The sequence below is a fragment of the Fluviibacterium sp. S390 genome (genome assembly GCF_049800695.1).
Classification (GTDB): domain Bacteria; phylum Pseudomonadota; class Alphaproteobacteria; order Rhodobacterales; family Rhodobacteraceae; genus Meridianimarinicoccus.
On record NZ_JBNAFN010000007.1, the window covers coordinates 161,473 to 180,372 of the forward strand.

15 protein-coding genes, 1 tRNA gene and 1 pseudogene are annotated in these 18,900 nt (G+C 63.9%); 10 read left to right on the top strand and 7 right to left on the bottom strand.

The genetic code is table 11. The features are described 5' to 3' along the window. Positions 1–56: 56 nt before the first annotated feature. Positions 57–650, top strand: a complete 594-nt coding sequence (locus ACP15K_RS08110; RefSeq protein ID WP_424990242.1) for a heme NO-binding domain-containing protein — start codon at positions 57–59, stop codon at positions 648–650. Further along, on the top strand, positions 647–1,699 hold the full coding sequence (locus tag ACP15K_RS08115; protein ID WP_424990243.1) for a diguanylate cyclase domain-containing protein: 1,053 nt from the start codon (positions 647–649) through the stop codon (positions 1,697–1,699). Before ACP15K_RS08110 ends, ACP15K_RS08115 begins: the two co-directional genes overlap by 4 nt. Before the next feature lie 37 nt (positions 1,700–1,736). On the opposite strand, the gene ilvN is transcribed toward ACP15K_RS08115, so the two are convergent. From ilvN to gyrA, 4 genes are all read right to left on the bottom strand, one after another. Continuing rightward, the gene (gene ilvN / locus ACP15K_RS08120) at positions 1,737–2,306 is read right to left on the bottom strand and encodes an acetolactate synthase small subunit (RefSeq protein ID WP_193141588.1); all 570 of its coding nucleotides are present in this window, start codon (positions 2,304–2,306) and stop codon (positions 1,737–1,739) included. 27 nt (positions 2,307–2,333) lie between these two features. Next, positions 2,334–3,449, bottom strand: a complete 1,116-nt coding sequence (locus ACP15K_RS08125) for a gamma-glutamylcyclotransferase family protein (RefSeq protein ID WP_424990244.1) — start codon at positions 3,447–3,449, stop codon at positions 2,334–2,336. Between the two features lie 23 nt (positions 3,450–3,472). After that, on the bottom strand, positions 3,473–5,224 hold the full coding sequence (locus tag ACP15K_RS08130; RefSeq protein WP_193141586.1) for an acetolactate synthase 3 large subunit: 1,752 nt from the start codon (positions 5,222–5,224) through the stop codon (positions 3,473–3,475). Between the two features lie 291 nt (positions 5,225–5,515). Beyond that, on the bottom strand, positions 5,516–8,272 hold the full coding sequence (gene gyrA / locus ACP15K_RS08135; protein ID WP_424990245.1) for a DNA gyrase subunit A: 2,757 nt from the start codon (positions 8,270–8,272) through the stop codon (positions 5,516–5,518). Positions 8,273–8,461: 189 nt separating this feature from the next. On the opposite strand from gyrA, the gene ACP15K_RS08140 reads away from it, so the two are divergent. After that, entirely contained in the window at positions 8,462–8,749 is a 288-nt protein-coding gene (locus ACP15K_RS08140) for an usg protein (RefSeq protein WP_193141584.1), read from the top strand. Here ACP15K_RS08140 and ACP15K_RS08145 read toward each other — a convergent pair. Together ACP15K_RS08145 and ACP15K_RS08150 are read right to left on the bottom strand one after the other, a co-directional pair. Further along, positions 8,746–9,210 carry a disulfide bond formation protein B gene (locus ACP15K_RS08145; protein ID WP_424990261.1) on the bottom strand — a complete coding sequence of 155 codons (465 nt, stop codon included), beginning with the start codon at positions 9,208–9,210 and terminating at the stop codon, positions 8,746–8,748. The genes ACP15K_RS08140 and ACP15K_RS08145 overlap by 4 nt on opposite strands. An 8-nt stretch (positions 9,211–9,218) precedes the next feature. Next, positions 9,219–9,797, bottom strand: a complete 579-nt coding sequence (locus ACP15K_RS08150) for a YqaA family protein (RefSeq protein WP_193141583.1) — start codon at positions 9,795–9,797, stop codon at positions 9,219–9,221. Positions 9,798–9,926: 129 nt separating this feature from the next. On the opposite strand from ACP15K_RS08150, the gene ACP15K_RS08155 reads away from it, so the two are divergent. From ACP15K_RS08155 to ACP15K_RS08165, 3 genes are all read left to right on the top strand, one after another. Continuing rightward, on the top strand, positions 9,927–10,511 hold the full coding sequence (locus ACP15K_RS08155) for a TRAP transporter small permease (protein ID WP_424990246.1): 585 nt from the start codon (positions 9,927–9,929) through the stop codon (positions 10,509–10,511). Next, complete coding sequence (locus ACP15K_RS08160; protein WP_424990262.1) at positions 10,511–11,863, top strand: TRAP transporter large permease; 1,353 nt, start codon at positions 10,511–10,513, stop codon at positions 11,861–11,863. The genes ACP15K_RS08155 and ACP15K_RS08160 overlap by 1 nt, the downstream gene beginning before the upstream one ends. A gap of 331 nt (positions 11,864–12,194) precedes the next feature. After that, positions 12,195–15,851 (top strand): vitamin B12-dependent ribonucleotide reductase, encoded by a 3,657-nt coding sequence (locus ACP15K_RS08165; RefSeq protein WP_424990247.1) that lies wholly within the window; start codon positions 12,195–12,197, stop codon positions 15,849–15,851. Between the two features lie 357 nt (positions 15,852–16,208). Here ACP15K_RS08165 and ACP15K_RS08170 read toward each other — a convergent pair. Next, a tRNA-Ser gene (locus tag ACP15K_RS08170) sits at positions 16,209–16,298 on the bottom strand. 121 nt (positions 16,299–16,419) lie between these two features. Between ACP15K_RS08170 and ACP15K_RS08175 the strand changes: the two genes are divergently transcribed. The 4 genes and pseudogenes from ACP15K_RS08175 (at position 16,420) to ACP15K_RS08190 (ending at position 18,836) form a co-directional block, all read left to right on the top strand. Beyond that, on the top strand, positions 16,420–17,244 hold the full coding sequence (locus ACP15K_RS08175) for a hypothetical protein (RefSeq protein ID WP_424990248.1): 825 nt from the start codon (positions 16,420–16,422) through the stop codon (positions 17,242–17,244). Between the two features lie 165 nt (positions 17,245–17,409). Beyond that, a pseudogene (gene rplU, locus ACP15K_RS08180) lies at positions 17,410–17,793 on the top strand (50S ribosomal protein L21); the annotation flags it as partial. A gap of 19 nt (positions 17,794–17,812) precedes the next feature. After that, positions 17,813–18,082 carry a 50S ribosomal protein L27 gene (rpmA, locus tag ACP15K_RS08185; RefSeq protein ID WP_193141578.1) on the top strand — a complete coding sequence of 90 codons (270 nt, stop codon included), beginning with the start codon at positions 17,813–17,815 and terminating at the stop codon, positions 18,080–18,082. Positions 18,083–18,296: 214 nt separating this feature from the next. After that, positions 18,297–18,836 (top strand): GNAT family N-acetyltransferase, encoded by a 540-nt coding sequence (locus ACP15K_RS08190; RefSeq protein WP_424990249.1) that lies wholly within the window; start codon positions 18,297–18,299, stop codon positions 18,834–18,836. The last annotated feature ends 64 nt before the right edge of the window (positions 18,837–18,900 follow it).

An 18,900-nucleotide genomic window follows, 5' to 3' on the forward strand; every position in this document is an offset into this window, starting at 1 on the left:
GGCGATTTGTTAAACCTTGGCCGCTACCCCGAAGTCTGAATGGATGGAGGGCGGCAATGCATGGACTGATCAACCGTGCGATTCAGTGTTTCGTGCGGGACACCTGCGGACCCGATGCCTGGGAGCGGCTGGCGCGGGTGGCCGAACTGCCACCGTCGGGGTTCGAAGCGATGTTCGTCTATGACGACCAGATCACCGAACGCATGCTCGACACCGCCGTTTTGCTGTTGGCCAAGCCGCGCGACGTGCTGCTGGAGGATGTGGGCACCTACCTGGTTTCGAATCCCAATGTGGAACCCCTGCGGCGTTTGCTGCGTTTCGGCGGCGAGACCTTTCTGGAATTCCTGCAGACGGTGGATGATCTGCCGCGCCGGGCGCAACTTGCCCTGCCGGATCTGGAACTTCCGTCGATCGAAGTGATCGGTGTTGAAGAGGATACCTTCCGCATCGGCTGCCACTGGGCCCACGCCGGATTTGGCCATGTTCTTGTGGGGATGTTGCGCACGCTGGCCGATGATTATGGCGCGCTGGTACTGCTGGATCATCACGGCTGCGAGGATCAGGTCGAAACCGTGACCGTGCAGGTGTTGCGCGAGGGGTTCGCGGTTGGCCGCCCCTTTCAACTGGCCTCTGAAGGGCGCGCATCGTGACGCCGCCGGTGATTCTGGGGGCCGGCGAAGGCGACGCGCTGATGCCGCTGCACATGCGGCTGTCGCCTTGCGGAACGATCCTGCACACCGGGCCGACGCTGGCCAAGCTGCGCAAGGACAGCACGCTGGTGGGCCGGAAGCTTTTCGATGTCTTCCGCCTGCGCCGTCCGCATCTGACCGGCGCGTCGCCGCAACTGTCGCGGCTGATCCGGCAACGGTTGCAGGTACAGTTTCGCGAACCGCCGGAAACCTCCCTGAACGGGTTGATGGTGACGGATGCCACGGGGGAGTCGCTGTTGGTGAATTTCTCCTTCGGAACGGGGCTGGTCGATGCGATCCGCGACTATGACCTGCATCTGCCCGATTTCGCCGCCACCGATCCCTCGATCGAAATGCTCTATCTGATCGAGGCCAACGCCACGGTTCTGGACGAATGGCGCCGCCTGAACCTGCGGCTGCAATCCGCCAAGATGGAGGCCGAGAAACAGGCCTATACCGACACGCTGACAGGGCTGCGCAACCGGCGGGCGCTGGATCACGTTCTGGGCCGGCTGGTGGAGGCGGGGGAGCCTTTCGGCGTCATCCATCTGGATCTGGATTTTTTCAAGCAGGTCAACGACACGCTGGGCCATGCGGCCGGCGATCACGTGCTGCAGGTGGCGGCCAGGGTCATGGTGCAGACCACGCGCGCGCAGGACACGCTGATCCGCGCCGGGGGCGATGAATTCGTGATCCTGCTGCCCGGCACCGTGGATCACTCCCATCTGCTGCGCCTTGCCGAACGGCTGATCGAACGGCTGGAAGAACCGATCCCATTCGGCGACGAGGTCTGCCGCATCTCCGGCAGCGCCGGGATCACCGTCTGCCACGGCGGCGGCAAACCCGCCGACGCCGTGTTGCAGGAGGCGGATGAGGCGCTCTATGCCTCGAAAGCACGCGGACGCGGATGCGCCACGCTCTACCGGGCCGTCGCCGGTGCCAGTGTCGCGCCGTTCGAACGCAAGGCAGCCAGGGGCGACGACGGGCCAACCACCGCCGCCAGCGGGTAGCGCCGTCCGTACCTGCCGCCGGTCAGGCGGGTCGGGATCAGGCGGAGATCGGACCCCGTGCCAGCGCGGCCACGCCAGTGCGTGCGATCTCGACCAGACCCAGGGGACGCATCAGATCGGCGAAAGCATCGACTTTTTCGGGGGTGCCGGTGATTTCGAAAACGAAGCTGCTCAACGAGGTGTCGACGACGCTGGCGCGGAAAATGTCGGCAACGCGCAGTGCTTCGACGCGGCGCTCGCCCTCGCTTTCGACCTTCACCAGGGCCAGTTCGCGTTCGACGGCTGCCCCTTCCACGGTCAGATCGTGCACATCGTGCACCGGCACCATGCGGGCCAGCTGGGCCTTGATCTGCTCGATCACCTGCGGGGTGCCGACGGTGACGATGGTGATCCGCGAGCGATGCCCGGTGTGGTCGATCTCGGCCACGGTCAGGCTTTCGATGTTGTAGCCGCGCCCGGAAAACAGACCGATGACGCGGGCCAGAACGCCGGCTTCGTTGTCGACAACCACGGCCAGGGTGTGACGCTCGATTGTCTCGGCCAGATGGCTGCGCAGATCATAGGCGGAGTGCTTTGAAGTGCCCTTCTTGATATGTAGTGGTGACACGTCTGCGTCCTTTCGCGTGAGAGTATTCTAGTGTGTTTCGAGGGGCGGCTGCCGATGTTCGGAAAGCCGCCCGATATAGTCGTCTGGCAGGCCCTGTGCCCGGGCTGCGGCAAGGATCAGCTCCAGATAGGCGCGGTCCGGGGGCGGCGGGTCCGACTGCGGGATGGCCACATGCACCCCGCACACGTACCGATTGCCCTGCGCGTCTTCAACCTCGATGGCCTCGCGCTTGTAGGCGCTGGGATCTTCGATCTCGTCCATCTTGCGCAACTGTTCCTGCGACAGGCGCCAGATCACGCCATGAACGAAACTGCCTTGGGTGGGCGCAATGCTGGCCACCGCGCCATTGGCATAGGTGCCTTGCCGGTTGAACACCACATCATGGCCGGAGAGCACGCCTTTCCCGATCAGCTCGACATCTCCGATGCGCCGCCGGATCTGGTCATGATCCATGTTCGACCCGAAGGAGAAGTAGTTGACCTTGCCGCACATCATCACTTCGGCCTCGTTCGCGGTGTTCAACTTTCGGGTGGCCGTTGACGCGTTGCACAGTGCCAGGATCTTGTCGGCGAGGTGGCGCGCGACTTCGGGACGCCGGTGCAGGAAGATCGCGGTACCGGCCAGCCCGCTGGGGTTGTTTTCGCTCAACAATCGCGTCGACAGCATCAGTTCGACCACGCAGTTTCTGGCATCCTTGGGATCGATGACGCAGGTGGACACGAGTTGTCCGGGGCTGGCGTCGTTGAGCAAATGCATGTGGAAGCTGTCCTTGTGACCCTCGACCAGAGACCCGACCAGGCGTACCCAGTCGGCGTCGCAGATCGATTGCGATTGCAGCCGATACACCTGAACCCCGTTTTCAAGCGCGGTCCGAAATGCCTTGTGATACCGCGCGACGATCTTCTGGCCGGCGGTGCCGGACTTGAAGTTGAACCCGTCCCCGGTGACATAGACCTCGGATTTGGCGTTCGCGATGCTCTCGCAGAAATAGTCGTAGAACTCCTCGTTATAGCCGCCGTTGGCAGGTTCCTGGAAGGTTCTGACATGGGCGTTGCGCCACCAGGGGCGCTTCAGTGCAGACTGTGTCACATTCGTGGCCACAGTTCTGGTCACCGATGCCAGAATGCCTTCCAGGATTGCCATGGGACGTGTCCCTTCTGTCCGGTTCAGACCAGGACGGCCCCCGAGGATCCGATCGCGTCGGCCACCGCCGCATCGCCCAGCAGCATCGAGTTGTGCGGCTCGCCCGACGGAATCATCGGGAAGCAGTTCTCATGCTTTTCCACCAGACAATCGAAGATCACCGGCCCGTCGTGGTCGAGCATCTCCATGATCGCATCATCCAGTCCAGCGGGATCCTGGCAGCGGATGCCCTTGGCGCCAAAGGCTTCGGCCAGCTTGACGAAATCGGGCAGGGCTTCGGACCACGAATGGCTGTAGCGTTCGCCATGCAGCAGCTGCTGCCACTGGCGCACCATGCCCAGGCGTTCGTTGTTCAGGATGAACTGCTTGACCGGCAGACGGAACTGCGCCGCCGTGCCCATTTCCTGCATGTTCATCAGCCAGCTGGCCTCGCCGGCCACGTTGATGACCAGCGCGTCCGGATGCGCTACCTGCACCCCGATCGAGGCCGGAACGCCATACCCCATGGTGCCCAGCCCGCCCGAGGTCATCCAGCGGTTCGGATCCTCGAAGTTCAGGTACTGCGCGGCCCACATCTGGTGCTGGCCAACCTCGGTGCAGATGTAGCGATCCCTGTCCTTGGTCAGTTCTTCCAGGCGCTGCATTGCGTACTGCGGCTTGATGACCGTCTCCGAGCCCGTGTAGGCGAGGCAGTTGACGGTTTTCCATTCCTCGATCTGTTTCCACCATTTGGCCAGCGCCTCGCGGTTGACCTTGCGACCGCGCGCCTTCCAGACCTTCAGCACGTCTTCCAGCACATGGCCGACGTCGCCGATGATCGGCACATCTGCGTGGATGACCTTGTTGATCGAAGACGGATCGATGTCGATATGCGCCTTCTTCGACTTGGGGCTGAAATCCTGCACCCGTCCGGTGATCCGGTCATCGAACCGGGCGCCGATGTTGATCATCACGTCACAGCCGTGCATGGCCAGGTTGGCCTCGTACAGGCCGTGCATTCCCAGCATCCCCAGCCAGGCATCGCCCGACGCCGGATAGGCGCCCAGACCCATCAGGGTCGAGGTGATCGGAAAGCCCGTCGCTGCCACCAGTTCACGCAGCAGTTGCGATGCCGCGGGACCGGAGTTGATGACCCCGCCACCGGTGTAGAAGATCGGCCGCTTGGCGGTTTCGATCAGTTCGACCAGCTTCGTGATCTGATCCAGATCGCCCTTCACACGCGGCTGATAGTGCTGGGTCTTGGCCTTGTTGATCGGTGTGTACTTGGACGAGGCGAACTGCACATCCTTGGGAATATCGACCAGAACCGGCCCCGGACGCCCGTTCATGGCGACGTGGAAGGCCTGGTGGATGACGTTCGACAGATCCTGCGTGTCCTTCACCAGCCAGTTGTGCTTGGTGCAGGGCCGGGTGATGCCGACGGTGTCGGCTTCCTGGAAGGCATCGTTGCCGATCATGAAGGTTGGCACCTGGCCAGACAGAACCACGATCGGGATCGAATCCATCAGCGCGTCGGTCAGCCCGGTCACCGCGTTGGTGGCGCCCGGTCCCGAGGTCACCAGCGCGACGCCCGGCTTGCCGGTCGAGCGCGCATAGCCTTCGGCGGCATGAACCGCGCCCTGCTCGTGACGCACCAGGATGTGCTTGATGTCGTTCTGCTGGAAGATCTCGTCATAGATCGGAAGCACGGCGCCGCCCGGATATCCGAAGACCACGTTCACGCCCTGTTCCTTCAGGGCCTGAACCACCATTTTCGCGCCGCTCATCTGGGTCATCGCTTTGCTCCGTGCTTTCGTCTTGCGATCTGTTCTGTCGACATAAAAAAACCCCCGGTTTCGTCGGGGGCGCATGGGATCATATTGTGGTGCCGTTACCGGCCCATGCGCCATTTTCCAACTTCTACTACAAGAATTTTCACGTCTTGGACTCCTGTTCTGGGCGCTGACATTATGACCGGCCTGAAAGGGCGTCAACCGCTAATCTGGGCATTTTCGTTGCGCCACCCGGGTCGGGTGGCGCAAGAATGTGACGCAGATCGCCGCAACCGGGCAACGTCTGCTGTCAGGTCAGCTCTCGTCAGCGCCGGTATCGGCATCGTCTTCCGCCTCGTCCTCGCCCTGATCGGCGATGCGGGCGACCGAGACGACCTCTTCGCCATCGGCGGTGTTGAACACCTTGACGCCGCCGGCCGCGCGCGACCGGAACGAGATGCCGTCGATGGGGCAGCGGATCGACTGGCCTGTCGAGGTGGCCAGCATGATCTGGTCATCCCGCTCGACATGGAAGCAGGCCACGACCGGGCCGCCGCGCAGGGCGCGATCCATCGCCATGACCCCCATGCCGCCCCGGCCCTTGACCGGGTAGTCGTGCGAGGAGGTCAGCTTGCCCGACCCGCCCGAGGTGATGGTCAGCAGCAGGTGTTCGGCCGCCGACATCTCGGCATAACGGGCCTGGCTCAGCGCCTCGTCCTCGACCTGGTCTTCCTCGTCCGGCACATCGACATCCTCGACCATGCCTTCCACGGCGCGGCGCATCTTCAGATAGGCGGCGCGTTCGCCCGGCGTGGCGTCGAAATTGCGGATCGTGGTCATGGCAACGACGAAATCGCCCTCGGCCAGCCGGATGCCGCGCACCCCGGTGCTGTCGCGGCCCTTGAACACCCGCACGTCGGTGGAGCGGAACCGCATGGCCCGGCCCAGAGCCGTGACCAGCATCACGTCGTCTTCCTCGGCACAGATGCGGGCGCGGACCAGCGAAACGCCCTCGGGCAGCTTCATCGCGATCTTGCCGTTGCGCTTGACGTTGGTGAAATCCGACATCGCGTTGCGGCGCACGTCCCCGGCCGAGGTGGCAAAGACGATCTGCAGGTTGGCCCAGTCTTCCTCGGCCACGTCGATGGGCAGGATCGCGGCGATGGACACGCCATGTTCAATCGGCAGGATGCTGACCAGCGGCTTGCCCTTGGCGTTGCGTCCGCCCTGCGGCAGGCGCCATGTCTTCAGGTTGTAGACCATGCCCGAGGTGGTGAAGACCAGCAGCGGGGTGTGGGTGTTGGCGACGAACAGGGTGGTGACCACGTCGTCATCCTTGGTGGCCATCCCCGACAGCCCCTTGCCGCCGCGCTTCTGCGACCGGTATTCGGCCAGCGGCGTGCGCTTGATATAGCCCGACTGGGTGACCGTCACGACCATGTCTTCGCGCTCGATCAGGTCCTCGTCTTCCATGTCGCCGGACCATTCGGTGATCTCGGTGCGGCGCGGCACGGCGAACAGGTCTTTCACCTCGCGCAACTCGTCCGAGATGATCGACAGGATCCGCTCGCGCGAGCGCAGGATGTCCAGATAGTCGCGGATCTTGGCGGCCAGTTCCTGCAACTCGTCGGTCACTTCGCGCACGCCCAGCTGGGTCAGGCGCTGCAACCGCAACTCCAGAATGGCGCGGGCCTGAACCTCGGACAGGTAATAGGTGCCGTCCTCGTTCACGGTGTGAGACGGGTCGTCGATCAGGCGGATGTAGTCGGCGATGTCATGGGCGGGCCAGCGGCGTTCCATCAGCTTGGCGCGGGCTTCGGGCGCATCGGCCGAGGCGCGGATGGTGGCCACGACCTCATCCACGTTCGACACCGCGACGGCGAGGCCGCACAGCACATGGCTGCGTTCGCGCGCCTTGCGCAAGTCATGGGCGGTGCGGCGGGCGACGACCTCTTCACGGAAGTCGATGAAGGCAGTCAGGAACTTGCGCAGGGTCAGCTGCTCGGGCCGGCCGCCGTTCAGCGCCAGCATGTTGCAGCCGAACGAGGTCTGCATCGGGGTGAAGCGGAACAACTGGTTCAGCACCACGTCGGGCGTGGCATCGCGCTTCAGCTCGATCACCACGCGCACGCCGATGCGGTCGGATTCGTCCTGGATGTGGGCGATGCCTTCCAGCTTCTTGTCGCGCACCAGATCGGCGATCTTCTCGATCATGGTGGCCTTGTTCACCTGGTAGGGGATCTCGTCCAGGATGATGGCAAAGCGATCCTTGCGGATTTCCTCGATCCGGGTCTTGGCGCGCAGGATGACCGAGCCGCGCCCTTCCAGATAGGCCTTGCGCGCGCCCGAGCGGCCCAGCATCAGCCCGCCGGTCGGAAAGTCGGGGCCGGGGATGTATTGCATCAGGTCGATGCTGTCGAGATCCGGGTCTTCGATCAGCGCCAGCGTGGCGTCGATGACCTCGCCCAGGTTGTGCGGCGGAATATTGGTGGCCATGCCGACGGCGATGCCGCCCGCGCCATTGACCAGCATGTTGGGAAACCGAGCGGGAAGGACGGTGGGTTCCAGATCCTTGCCGTCATAGTTGTCCTGAAAATCGACCGTTTCTTTCTCGATGTCCGCCAGCAGTTGTGCCGCGGGCTTGTCCATCCGGACCTCGGTATAGCGCATGGCCGCCGGGCTGTCGCCATCCATCGAGCCGAAGTTGCCCTGGCCATCAAGCAGCGGCAGAGACATCGAGAAATCCTGCGCCATCCGCACCAGCGCATCATAGATCGCGCTGTCGCCATGGGGGTGGTATTTCCCCATCACGTCGCCCACCGGGCGGGCCGATTTGCGATAAGGCTTGTCGTGGCCGTTGCCGGTTTCATGCATGGCGTAAAGAATCCGCCGATGCACCGGTTTCAACCCGTCGCGCAGGTCGGGAATCGCCCGGCTGACGATCACGCTCATCGCATAGTCCAGGTAGGACGACTTCATCTCCTCGGCGATCGAGATAGTCGGCCCCGCGTATCCTTTCGGCGCGCCGGGATTTTCGTCTTCGTTTTCAGGAGTTTCTGGCGTGTCGGTCACAGAGGTGGCCTTTGCTGCTCGGGCGCTTGTCGTTGGTTCGGGACGTTATACCACCACGCCGCAAAAACCTGCAATGCGCCTGTTGCATGCTCATCACCGCGTCGCGCACGAAAGATAACGATCTGTTTCGTTTGAGTTTTAACTTTTTGGGCGCAGACTGAGGGTGTTCCACTCAGCAAGAGGTGTCGAATGGAGAACCGTGAAACCGAGTTGATGTTGAAGGGTTATGGTCTGACCACGGCCGAGGTTTACTACCGGATGCCGGATTTTCAGAGCGTGCTGAACAGCTTTATCTGGCAGGAATACGATCTGGCGCCCGACCATCCGCGCCTGTTCGAATTCATCGAATTCTGGCAGCGGGAAATCGACGGCCCCCTGCATTCGGTGCGCTTCACCCATCGCAAGATGATCTCGCCCGGGGAATGGCGCAACGTGATCGGGGAATACAGTGTCGATGGCGGCCTGACGCTGCACTAGGCGCGGCGCAAAGCCACCAGCCACAGCGCCATGAAGGCAAAGGACGCCACGGCGTTCCAGCTGGGCATCGACAGGCCCAGCATCTCCCATGAGATCTGGTCGCACATGACCAGCGGCGCGGCATTGTCCATGCTCAGCAGATCGGTGCCGGACAGGCCGCTGAGGGTGTCGCCGCTGCCAGTGCAAGAGGTGGGACCGGCCCACCATTTGCGCTCGATCCCGGTGTGATAGATGCCAAGCGCGCCGGTGGTGGCCGCGGCCAGGGCACCCAGCCCATAGACGATGCGCGCGGGCCAGATCAGCAGCAGCGCGCCCAGCAGCACCGCCGCCGCATGGGGCCAGCGTTGCCACAGGCAGATTGGGCAGGGCGCCAGTCCGCCGATATACTGGAAGGCGAAGGCCCCCAGCAGCAGACCCAGCGACCCGGCCGCCGCCGCCGGCCCGATCACGCGTGCAGAAATCATCGACATCACAGGAATTTCACCACGTAGAATCCGCCCAGCAACAGGGCCACGAACAGCGTGAACATCAGGCCCAGCCGTTTTTCGATGAAGTCACGGATAGGCGGGCCGAATTTCCACAGCAGCCCGGCCACGATGAAGAACCGCAGCCCCCGCGCGACCACCGAGGCCACCATGAACACCGGCAGCGACAGCGCGGTAGAGCCCGACAGGATGGTGATAACCTTGTAGGGGAAGGGCGTGACTCCGGCCACCAGCACCGCCCAGGCGCCCCATTCGTTATAACGCAGGGCGAAGTCGTCGAAATAGGCATCCTTGCCATAGAACTCCAGCACCGGACGACCCACGGTGTCGAACAGCGCGTAGCCGATGTAGTAGCCGAACAGCCCGCCCAGCACCGAACTGACCGTGGCGATGCCGGCGATCAGCCAGGCGCGGCGCGGCGCGGCCAGGATCATCGGGATCATCAGGATGTCCGGCGGGATCGGAAACACCGAGCTTTCGATAAAGGCCACGAAGGCGAGTGCCAGAAGGGCATAGCGGGTCTCGGCAAGACCCATGGTCCACTCGTACAAACGTCTGATCATAAAAAACCTCCGACTGGTCCCATGGCTATGGCGACCTGCGCCAAGGTGGTCAAGACCGCTGCCGTCGCAGAACCGCGTTGCGCTTGGGGGCGGCTTTGCGCTAGCTCGCCGCTGAAACGGAGCGGGCGGATGATGCTGGCAGCGAAGGTGGAACAACGGATCGGACGCGGGCTGGGCTGGCTGGCGGGCGCGGTGGCCCTGTGCGGCGGCGCGGTGCTGCTGGGCATGGCCTCGGTCGTGGTGATTTCCGTTGTCGGCCGGGCGCTGGGCTGGGCCGGGCTGGGGCCGGTGACCGGTGACTTCGAGCTGGTCGAAATGGGCTGCGCCATTGCGGTTTTCGCCTTCCTGCCGTGGTGCCAGATGCGCCGCGCCCATGTCACCGTCGATATCCTGAGTCACGCCCTTGGCCCGCGCCCGCACGCCGGGTTGGGATGTCTTGGCGATCTGATGCTGACCCTGTGTTCCGGGGTGATCCTGTGGCGGCTCTGGCTTGGGTTCACCGAGAAGTTCCCCCATGGCACCGAGGCGTTCCGCGCCCGGCTGGGCATGGGCCAGAAACCGTGGTTCCCCGAAACCACCTATGAATTGCAGATCCCGGTTTGGATCCCCTTCGGGCTGGCACTGATCGGGGCCGGACTGTTCTTTGCCGTCTGTCTCTATTCGGTCTGGCGCAGCCTGAACTGGACCCTCGCCGGGCAGGAGCCGGGCGCGTGATCAGCGGGTTGTCCCTGGCGCTGGCGGGCTTCGGGCTGATGCTGCTGGCCATTTTCCTGCGGATGCCGATTGCCGCGGCCATGGGCGGCACCGGTTTTCTGGGCACCTGGATCGTGCTGGGCACGCCCAATGCGGCGCTGAGCCAGCTCAAGACGCTGCCCTATGACACGTTCTCCAGCTATTCGCTGTCGATCGTGCCGCTGTTCCTGTTCATGGGCCAGATCGCGGCGCGTTCGGGACTGAGTGCGGCGTTGTTCCACGCCGTTGCGGCCTGGATGGGGCATCACCGCGGCGGCATGGCGGTGGCCGCGGTGGGGGCGTCGGCCGGCTTTGGCGCGGTGTGCGGCTCGTCACTGGCGACCGCGTCAACCATGGGGCAGGTGGCCTTGCCGGAGCTGCGCAAGCGCGGCTATTCCGATGCGCTGGCCACCGGCGTGGTGGCGGCGGGCGGCACCTTGGGCATCCTGATCCCGCCGTCGGTGATGCTGGTGATCTATGCCATCCTGACCGAACAGAACATCGTCAAGATGTTCGCCGCTGCCTTCATTCCCGGCCTGCTGGCGGCCCTGGGCTATGCGCTGGCGGTGCTGGTGGTGGTGCATCTGCGCCCCGGGGCCGGTCCCGCCGGACAGCGCGTGGCCTACCGCGAACGGATGGCCGCCCTTGTGCAGGTCTGGCCGGTGGCGGCGATCTTCGCGCTGGTGATGGGCGGTATCATCGGCGACTGGAACTGGAGCCGCGACGGCGTGCAGGCGCTGTTCACCCCGACCGAAGGGGCCGCCGTGGGCGCGCTGGCGACACTTCTTTACGCGGTGATCTTCGAAGGGCTGCGGCTGCGCGCCATCGGCGAGGCGATTCTGGAAACCGCCTCGGCCACCGGGCTGATCTTCCTGATCCTGCTGGGCGCGCAACTGTTCAACACCTTCCTTGCCTTCACGCAGGCGCCGCAGGCCCTGGCAGCCTGGGTGCAGGCCAGCGAGGCCGGGCCGATGACGGTGCTGCTGCTGATCCTGCTGGCCTATCTGGTGCTGGGCTGCGTCATGGACAGCCTGTCGATGATCCTGCTGACCATCCCGGTGTTCTTTCCGATCATCCAGAGCCTCGATTTCGGCCAGACGCCCGAGGAAACCGCGATCTGGTTCGGGGTGCTGACCCTGATCGTGGTCGAGGTCGGGCTGATCACCCCGCCGGTGGGGCTGAACCTGTTCATCATCAACCGGCTGGCGCGCAATGTGCCGCTGGGCGTGACCTATCGCGGCGTGGCGCCCTTCATCCTGTCCGACCTGATCCGCGTCGCGGTGCTGGTCAGTTTCCCGGCGCTGTCGCTGTGGCTGGTGGGTGTTCTGGTCTGACCGGCGCCAAGGGTTAACGGTGCAGTTGCAGCATTAACCGGGTGTTCATATCTCGACTCGGTCGAGCCCCTGTGGATAGTGTCGGTCAACCCCATTTTATACCATATATAGCGAAAATCTTCGTTGTCGGATCGACCCGAATCGCGGTTATTTGTGTCCTCAAGGAGGGGCGACACCACATCTGGTGTCACCACACGAAACACGGACAGAGTGACGGGATATGCCGCGAAACTTCGGTTTTGCGCGCCAGGCCGCCTTGTCCTTCGACTTCCGGGCAGGGCCGATTGTAGGCCGGCACCCCGACCACCGGAACGACCTGCAGGGACGCGACATGAGAATCGAACGCACATTCACCCGGGACGGCGCAGACGCATATGCGGACCTGGCTTTCACCACCACCTCGTCGGAAATCCGCAACCCGGATGGCAGTACGGTTTTCGCGCTGGACGCGATGGAGGTGCCGAGTTCCTGGAGCCAGGTGGCCTCGGATGTTCTGGCGCAGAAGTATTTCCGCAAGGCCGGTGTCGCGGCACGCCTCAAGAAAGTGCGCGAAAAGGGGGTGCCCGAGTTCCTGTGGCGGTCGGTCCCCGATGAGAAGGCGCTGAAGGACCTGCCCGAGGACGAACGCTATGGCGGCGAAACCTCGGCCCGGCAGGTGTTCGACCGGCTGGCGGGCGCCTGGACCTACTGGGGCTGGAAGGGCGGCTATTTCACCAAGGAATCCGATGCCCGCGCCTATTTCGACGAAATGCGCTACATGCTTGCCAGCCAGCGGGCGGCACCGAATTCGCCGCAGTGGTTCAACACCGGGCTGCACTGGGCCTATGGCATCGACGGTCCCAGCCAGGGGCATTACTACGTCGACCACAAGACCGGCAAGCTGGTGAAATCCTCCTCGGCCTACGAGCATCCGCAGCCCCACGCCTGTTTCATCCAGTCGGTCGCCGACGACCTGGTGAACGACGGCGGCATCATGGACCTTTGGGTGCGCGAAGCGCGGCTGTTCAAGTTCGGCTCGGGCACCGGCACCAACTTCTCGTCGCTGCGCGCCGAGGGTGAATCACTGTCGGGCGGCGGCAAATCCTCGGGCCTGATGGGCTTTCTGAAGATCGGTGACCGCGCCGCCGGGGCGATCAAGTCTGGCGGCACCACCCGTCGTGCGGCCAAGATGGTGATCTGCGACGCCGACCACCCGGATATCGAGCAGTTCATCAACTGGAAGGTCATCGAGGAACAGAAGGTGGCCTCGCTGGTGGCCGGCTCCAAGACCCATGAAGCCAAGCTGAACGACATCTTCGGCGCGATCCGCAATTGGGACGGGAAAGAGGCCGACGCCACCGATCCCGCCACCAACGCGGCCCTGAAGACAGCCGTGCGCGCCGCGAAAAGGGCCGCGATCCCGGAAACCTACATCAAGCGCGTGCTGGACTATGCCAAGCAGGGTTATGCCAGCATCGAGTTTCCGACCTATGACACCGATTGGGACAGCGAGGCCTACAACTCGGTCTCGGGCCAGAACTCCAACAACTCGGTGCGGGTGACGGATGCCTTCCTGCAGGCGGTTCGCGACGACGGTGCGTGGGAGTTGATCCGCCGCACCGACGGCAAGGTCGCCAAGACCATCAAGGCGCGCGACCTGTGGGAGCAGATCGGCCATGCCGCTTGGGCCTGCGCCGATCCCGGCATCCAGTTTCATGACACCGTGAACGCCTGGCACACCTGCCCCGAAGATGGCGCGATCCGCGGTTCGAACCCCTGTTCCGAGTACATGTTCCTGGACGACACCGCCTGCAACCTGGCGTCGATGAACCTGCTGACTTTCCTGAAAGACGGCGAGTTCCAGGTCGAGGACTATATCCACGCCACGCGGCTGTGGACGGTGACGCTGGAAATCTCGGTGCTGATGGCGCAGTTCCCGTCCAAGGAAATCGCCCAGCGGTCCTATGATTATCGCACGCTGGGTCTGGGCTATGCCAACATCGGCGGGCTGCTGATGACCATGGGCTACGGATACGACAGCGACGAAGGCCGCGCCATCTGTGGCGCGCTGACCGCCGTGATGACCGGGGTGGCCTATGCGACCTCGGCGGAAATGGCGGGCGAGTTGGGCGCGTTCCCCGGCTACCCGGCCAATGCCGCGCACATGCTGCGGGTGATCCGCAACCACCGCACCGCCGCCAAGGGCAAGTCCGATGGCTATGACAACCTGGCCGTGAAACCGGTGCCCCTGGATGGCAAGAACTGCCCCGACCCGCGTCTGGTGGCCATGGCCGAACAAGCCTGGGACGAGGCGCTACGGCTGGGCGAACAGCACGGCTATCGCAACGCGCAGGCAACCGTCATCGCCCCCACCGGCACCATCGGTCTGGTGATGGATTGCGACACCACCGGGATCGAGCCGGACTTCGCGCTGGTGAAGTTCAAGAAGCTGGCCGGCGGCGGCTATTTCAAGATCATCAACCGGTCGGTGCCCGCAGCCCTGGAAGGGCTGGGCTACGGCGCGGCGCAGATCGAGGAAATCATCGGCTATGCGGTCGGTCACGGCACCCTTGGCAACGCGCCGGGCATCAACCACACCGCCTTGCTGGGCCACGGCTTCGGCCCGGCCGAGATCGACAAGATCGAAGCGGCGCTGCCGCAGGCCTTCGACATCCGCTTCGTATTCAACCAGTGGACGCTGGGCGAGGACTTCTGCACCGACGTTCTGGGCATCCCGGCGACGAAACTGAACGATCCGACTTTCGACATGCTGACCAGCCTGGGCTTCAGCAAGCAGCAGATCGATGCCGCCAACGATCACGTCTGCGGAACCATGACGCTGGAAGGCGCGCCGCATCTGGACCCGAAGCATTACCCGGTGTTCGATTGTGCCAACCCCTGCGGCAAGAAGGGCCGGCGGTTCCTGAACGTGAACAGCCACATCACCATGATGGCGGCGGCGCAAAGCTTCATCTCGGGCGCGATCAGCAAGACGATCAACATGCCCAATGACGCCACCATCGAGGATTGCCAGAAGGCCTATGAACTCAGCTGGTCGCTGGGGGTGAAGGCCAATGCGCTGTATCGCGACGGCTCGAAACTCAGCCAGCCGCTGGCGGCGGCTCTGGTCGAGGATGACGACGAGGCCGCCGAGGTTCTGGAAACCGGCACCCCGCAGGAAAAGGCGCAGGTGCTGGCCGAGAAGATCGTCGAGAAGGTGATCGTCAAGGAGGTCGTCCGCTCGCACCGCGAGAAGATGCCCCAGCGCCGCAAGGGCTATACCCAGAAGGCCATCGTCGGCGGCCACAAGGTCTATCTGCGCACCGGGGAATATTCCGACGGCAACCTCGGCGAAATCTTCATCGACATGCACAAGGAAGGCGCGGGCTTCCGGGCGATGATGAACAACTTCGCCATCGCCGTGTCGGTGGGCCTGCAATACGGCGTGCCGCTGGAGGAATTCGTCGATGCCTTCACCTTCACCAAGTTCGAACCGGCGGGCATGGTGCAGGGCAACGACAGCATCAAGAACGCCACCTCGATCCTGGATTACATCTTCCGCGAACTGGCGGTGTCTTATCTGGATCGCACCGACCTGGCCCATGTGAAGCCCGAAGGCGCAGCCTTCGACGATCTGGGCGGCGGCGAGACCGAAAGCAGTTCGAACCTGAAGCCGGTCAGCGAAACCGCGGCCAGCAAGTCGCTGGAAGTGCTCAAGCAGATTTCTTCCTCGGGCTATCTGCGCAAGCGCCTGCCGCAGGATCTTGTGGTGCTGCAGGGCGGGATGAGCACCGCGACGGCCCTGGACGGCAGCTTTGCCGCCACGGTCGAGACCATGCAGACCTCGGTCGCGGCGGTGGAAAGCGTTGAACAGATGGACGCCCGCACCAAGGCCCGCATCCAGGGCTACGAGGGCGATCCCTGCGGCGACTGTGGAAACTACACGCTGGTGCGCAACGGCACCTGCATGAAATGCAACACCTGCGGCGGCACTTCGGGCTGTAGCTGAGCCAACAGGCTTGGGCCGGCGGGCCACCTTCGGCGGTGCTCCCCCGCCGACGGGCCGCAGGACAGGGGCAGGGCGCCCGGTCAGAAGCGCCCACCCCACAAACCCCATTCGGGGCGGGTGCGCTCGCCCCAGTTGCGGATCGGGCCGCAGGCAGAAACCGGGCAGTAAAATACCATGCGCCGGATTCGCAAAACTCTGGGGCGCCTTCGGGCGCCCCTTTTTCCGTGGCAGCGCCAAGCCCGGCGCGATGGCGCGGGCCATGGGGCAAGAACGGTATTCGGGGCAACAGGCGGAGGGATCGGCCCGGCGCGGCGGCGCGATCGGGCGATGATCGGATGAGTGGTCATGTTGGGTAAATGGCGGAGAGACAGGGATTCGAACCCTGGGTTCCCGTAAAGGAACAACGGTTTTCGAGACCGCCCCGTTCGACCACTCCGGCACCTCTCCGTGTCGGTTCCGGCGGAATAGTCAAAGCATGGGAAGGGTGCAACCACATTTTCACTTCTGCGCGGTCTGCATTGTCATTTTTCTCGGGCTGCCGCATCCTGCCGTCAAAACGGAGTTCCCCATGCGCATCCTGATCCCCCTGGCGTTCGTGCTGTTTCCCCTGTCGGTTGCGGCCCAGCCCGCGCGTCTGAGCGACCGCGTGCTGGACGCGCTGGAACTGAATGCGCTGTTGGTGGTCCTTCAGGACGAAGCGGTCGAGTCGGGCGCGGACCTGGCCATCGATCTTTCCGGCGAGGAGGATCTGGACGGCTGGCGCCGGACGCTGGCCGATCTGAACGCTCCCGACAAGGTGGCGCCCCGGATGCGCGACGCTTTTGCCGACGCGCTGGACGACGAGATGGCCGAATCGGCGCTGGCCTTCTTCACCACCTCGCCGGGGCAGGATCTGGTGCAGCTTGAGCTTTCGGCCCGGCAGGCCCTGCGCGATCCGGACATCGAAACCGCGATCCTGTCGCGCTTTGAAACCGAGGCCGCCAGCGGCGCGGGCCGGGTGGACGCCATCGAAGCCTTCATCGAGGCCAACGATCTGATCGACCTGAACGTGCTGGGGGCGCTGAACGCCAATGCCGCCTTCCTGCTGGGAATGCGCGACGGCGACCCGGAGGGCTATGGCGGCAATGCCGGCGATGAGGACATCTTGCAGCAAGTCTGGGTGCAGGAGCCCGAGATCCGCCAGTCCACCACCGATTGGGTGCATGCCTTCCTGTGGCTGGCCTATCAGCCGGTCAGCGATGCCGACTTCGACACCTATCTGACCTTCACCGAAAGCCCGGCGGGGCAGGCACTGAACGTGGCGCTGTTCAAGGCCTTCGATGCGCTGTTCGTGTCGACCTCCTATGAAACCGGGATGGCGTTGTCGTTGTTCCTGTCTTCGCAGGATATCTGACCGGCAACGCTTGACTTTCCGGCGTCTCTGAACGATACGGCGGCTTCCGGTTCCCCCGGAAACCCCAACGACTGCCGAAAGGCGCGCTGTCCACAGGCGCGGGTAACCGCACCAACACTGCTTTGACGCAGGGCCGCAGGACGCGGAGATAAAAAGGAAATGCCCATGTTTGCGGTTATCAAAACCGGCGGCAAACAATACAAGGTTCAGAGCGGCGACGTTCTGCGCGTTGAAAAGCTGGCCGCCGCGGCTGGCGACAAGGTTCAGTTCAACGAGATTCTGATGGTCGGCGGCGAAGCCACCACCATTGGCAGCCCCTTCGTGGAAGGTGCCGCCGTGCAGGCCGAAGTGATCGACCAGATCAAGGGTGACAAGGTCATCAACTTCGTCAAGCGCCGCCGGAAGCACTCGTCGCAGCGCACCAAGGGCCACCGCCAGCAGCTGACCCTGCTGCGCATCACCGAGATTCTGGCCGCGGGTGGCGATGCCACTGGCGTCACGGCCGCTGTTGGCGCCGCATCGGCGCCCGCCGCCGAAGCCACCGCAGCCGAGTAAAGAGGAGCGAAAGATGGCACATAAAAAAGCAGGCGGTTCATCCCGTAACGGTCGCGACTCCGCTGGTCGTCGCCTTGGTCTGAAGAAATTTGGCGGCGAAGCCGTTATCCCCGGCAACATCATCGCGCGTCAGCGCGGCACCAAGTGGTGGCCGGGTGAAGGCGTTGGCATGGGCAAGGATCACACCATCTTTGCGACCGACGAAGGGCAGGTGCAGTTCCGCACCGGTCTGAAGGGCCGTACCTTCATTTCCGTGCTTCCGGTGGCCGAGGCCGCCGAATAAGCCGACCCGCCATATTGGCAAGATATTCAGGGGATCGGCGTTACGCCGGTCCCCTTCGATTTTTCAGGCGGTCGCCTAAGGCCGCCGATTTCGGAGGTGGACCGCCGGTCCCTTGTTCGGGCCGGGAGGATGCCCCACTTCTGACTCTAGTGCCGACACGTGCTCAATTCGGGTGTCAGTCCGGGCCGCACGATGTCTTTTTGGGAGGAAAGACATGCTGCATGATGCGATCGTCAATCAGCCGATCATCGAAACCGACCGTCTGGTCCTGCGCCCGCTGCGCCGGTCCGACGAGGGCCTGCTGACGATGTACGCCGGGGACAAGCGGGTGGCAGAGACCACGCGCTCGATCCCGCACCCGCTGCCGCCAGGCACCACCGTGAGCTTCATCGAACGCGCCCGCTCGCCCGAGCGGACCGAGGATGTCTGGGCCATGGATGGCACCGCCGCCGGTCTGGCCGAGCTTCTGGGTGTGGTCGCCCTGGAACGGCTGTCGCCGGACCGGTCCGAGATCGGCTATTGGGTGGCGCCGGCGTTCTGGAACACCGGCTATGCGTCGGAAGCGGTGTCCGGCCTGCTGGAGGCCAACCCGCAGAATGTCTTGACCGTCTTTGCCGAGGTGTTCCAGTCGAACCCGGCCTCGGCGCGTCTGCTGACCAAGACCGGTTTCGACTATATCGGGGATGCCGAGGCCTTCTGCGTCGCCCAGGGCCGGACCGTGGCCACATGGACCTATCTTCGCAAACTTCGCTGACGGGCCGATCTTGAGGGACCGTCCGTTTCACGCTATCGCCCCGGGGCGGTTCCAAGGATCACGT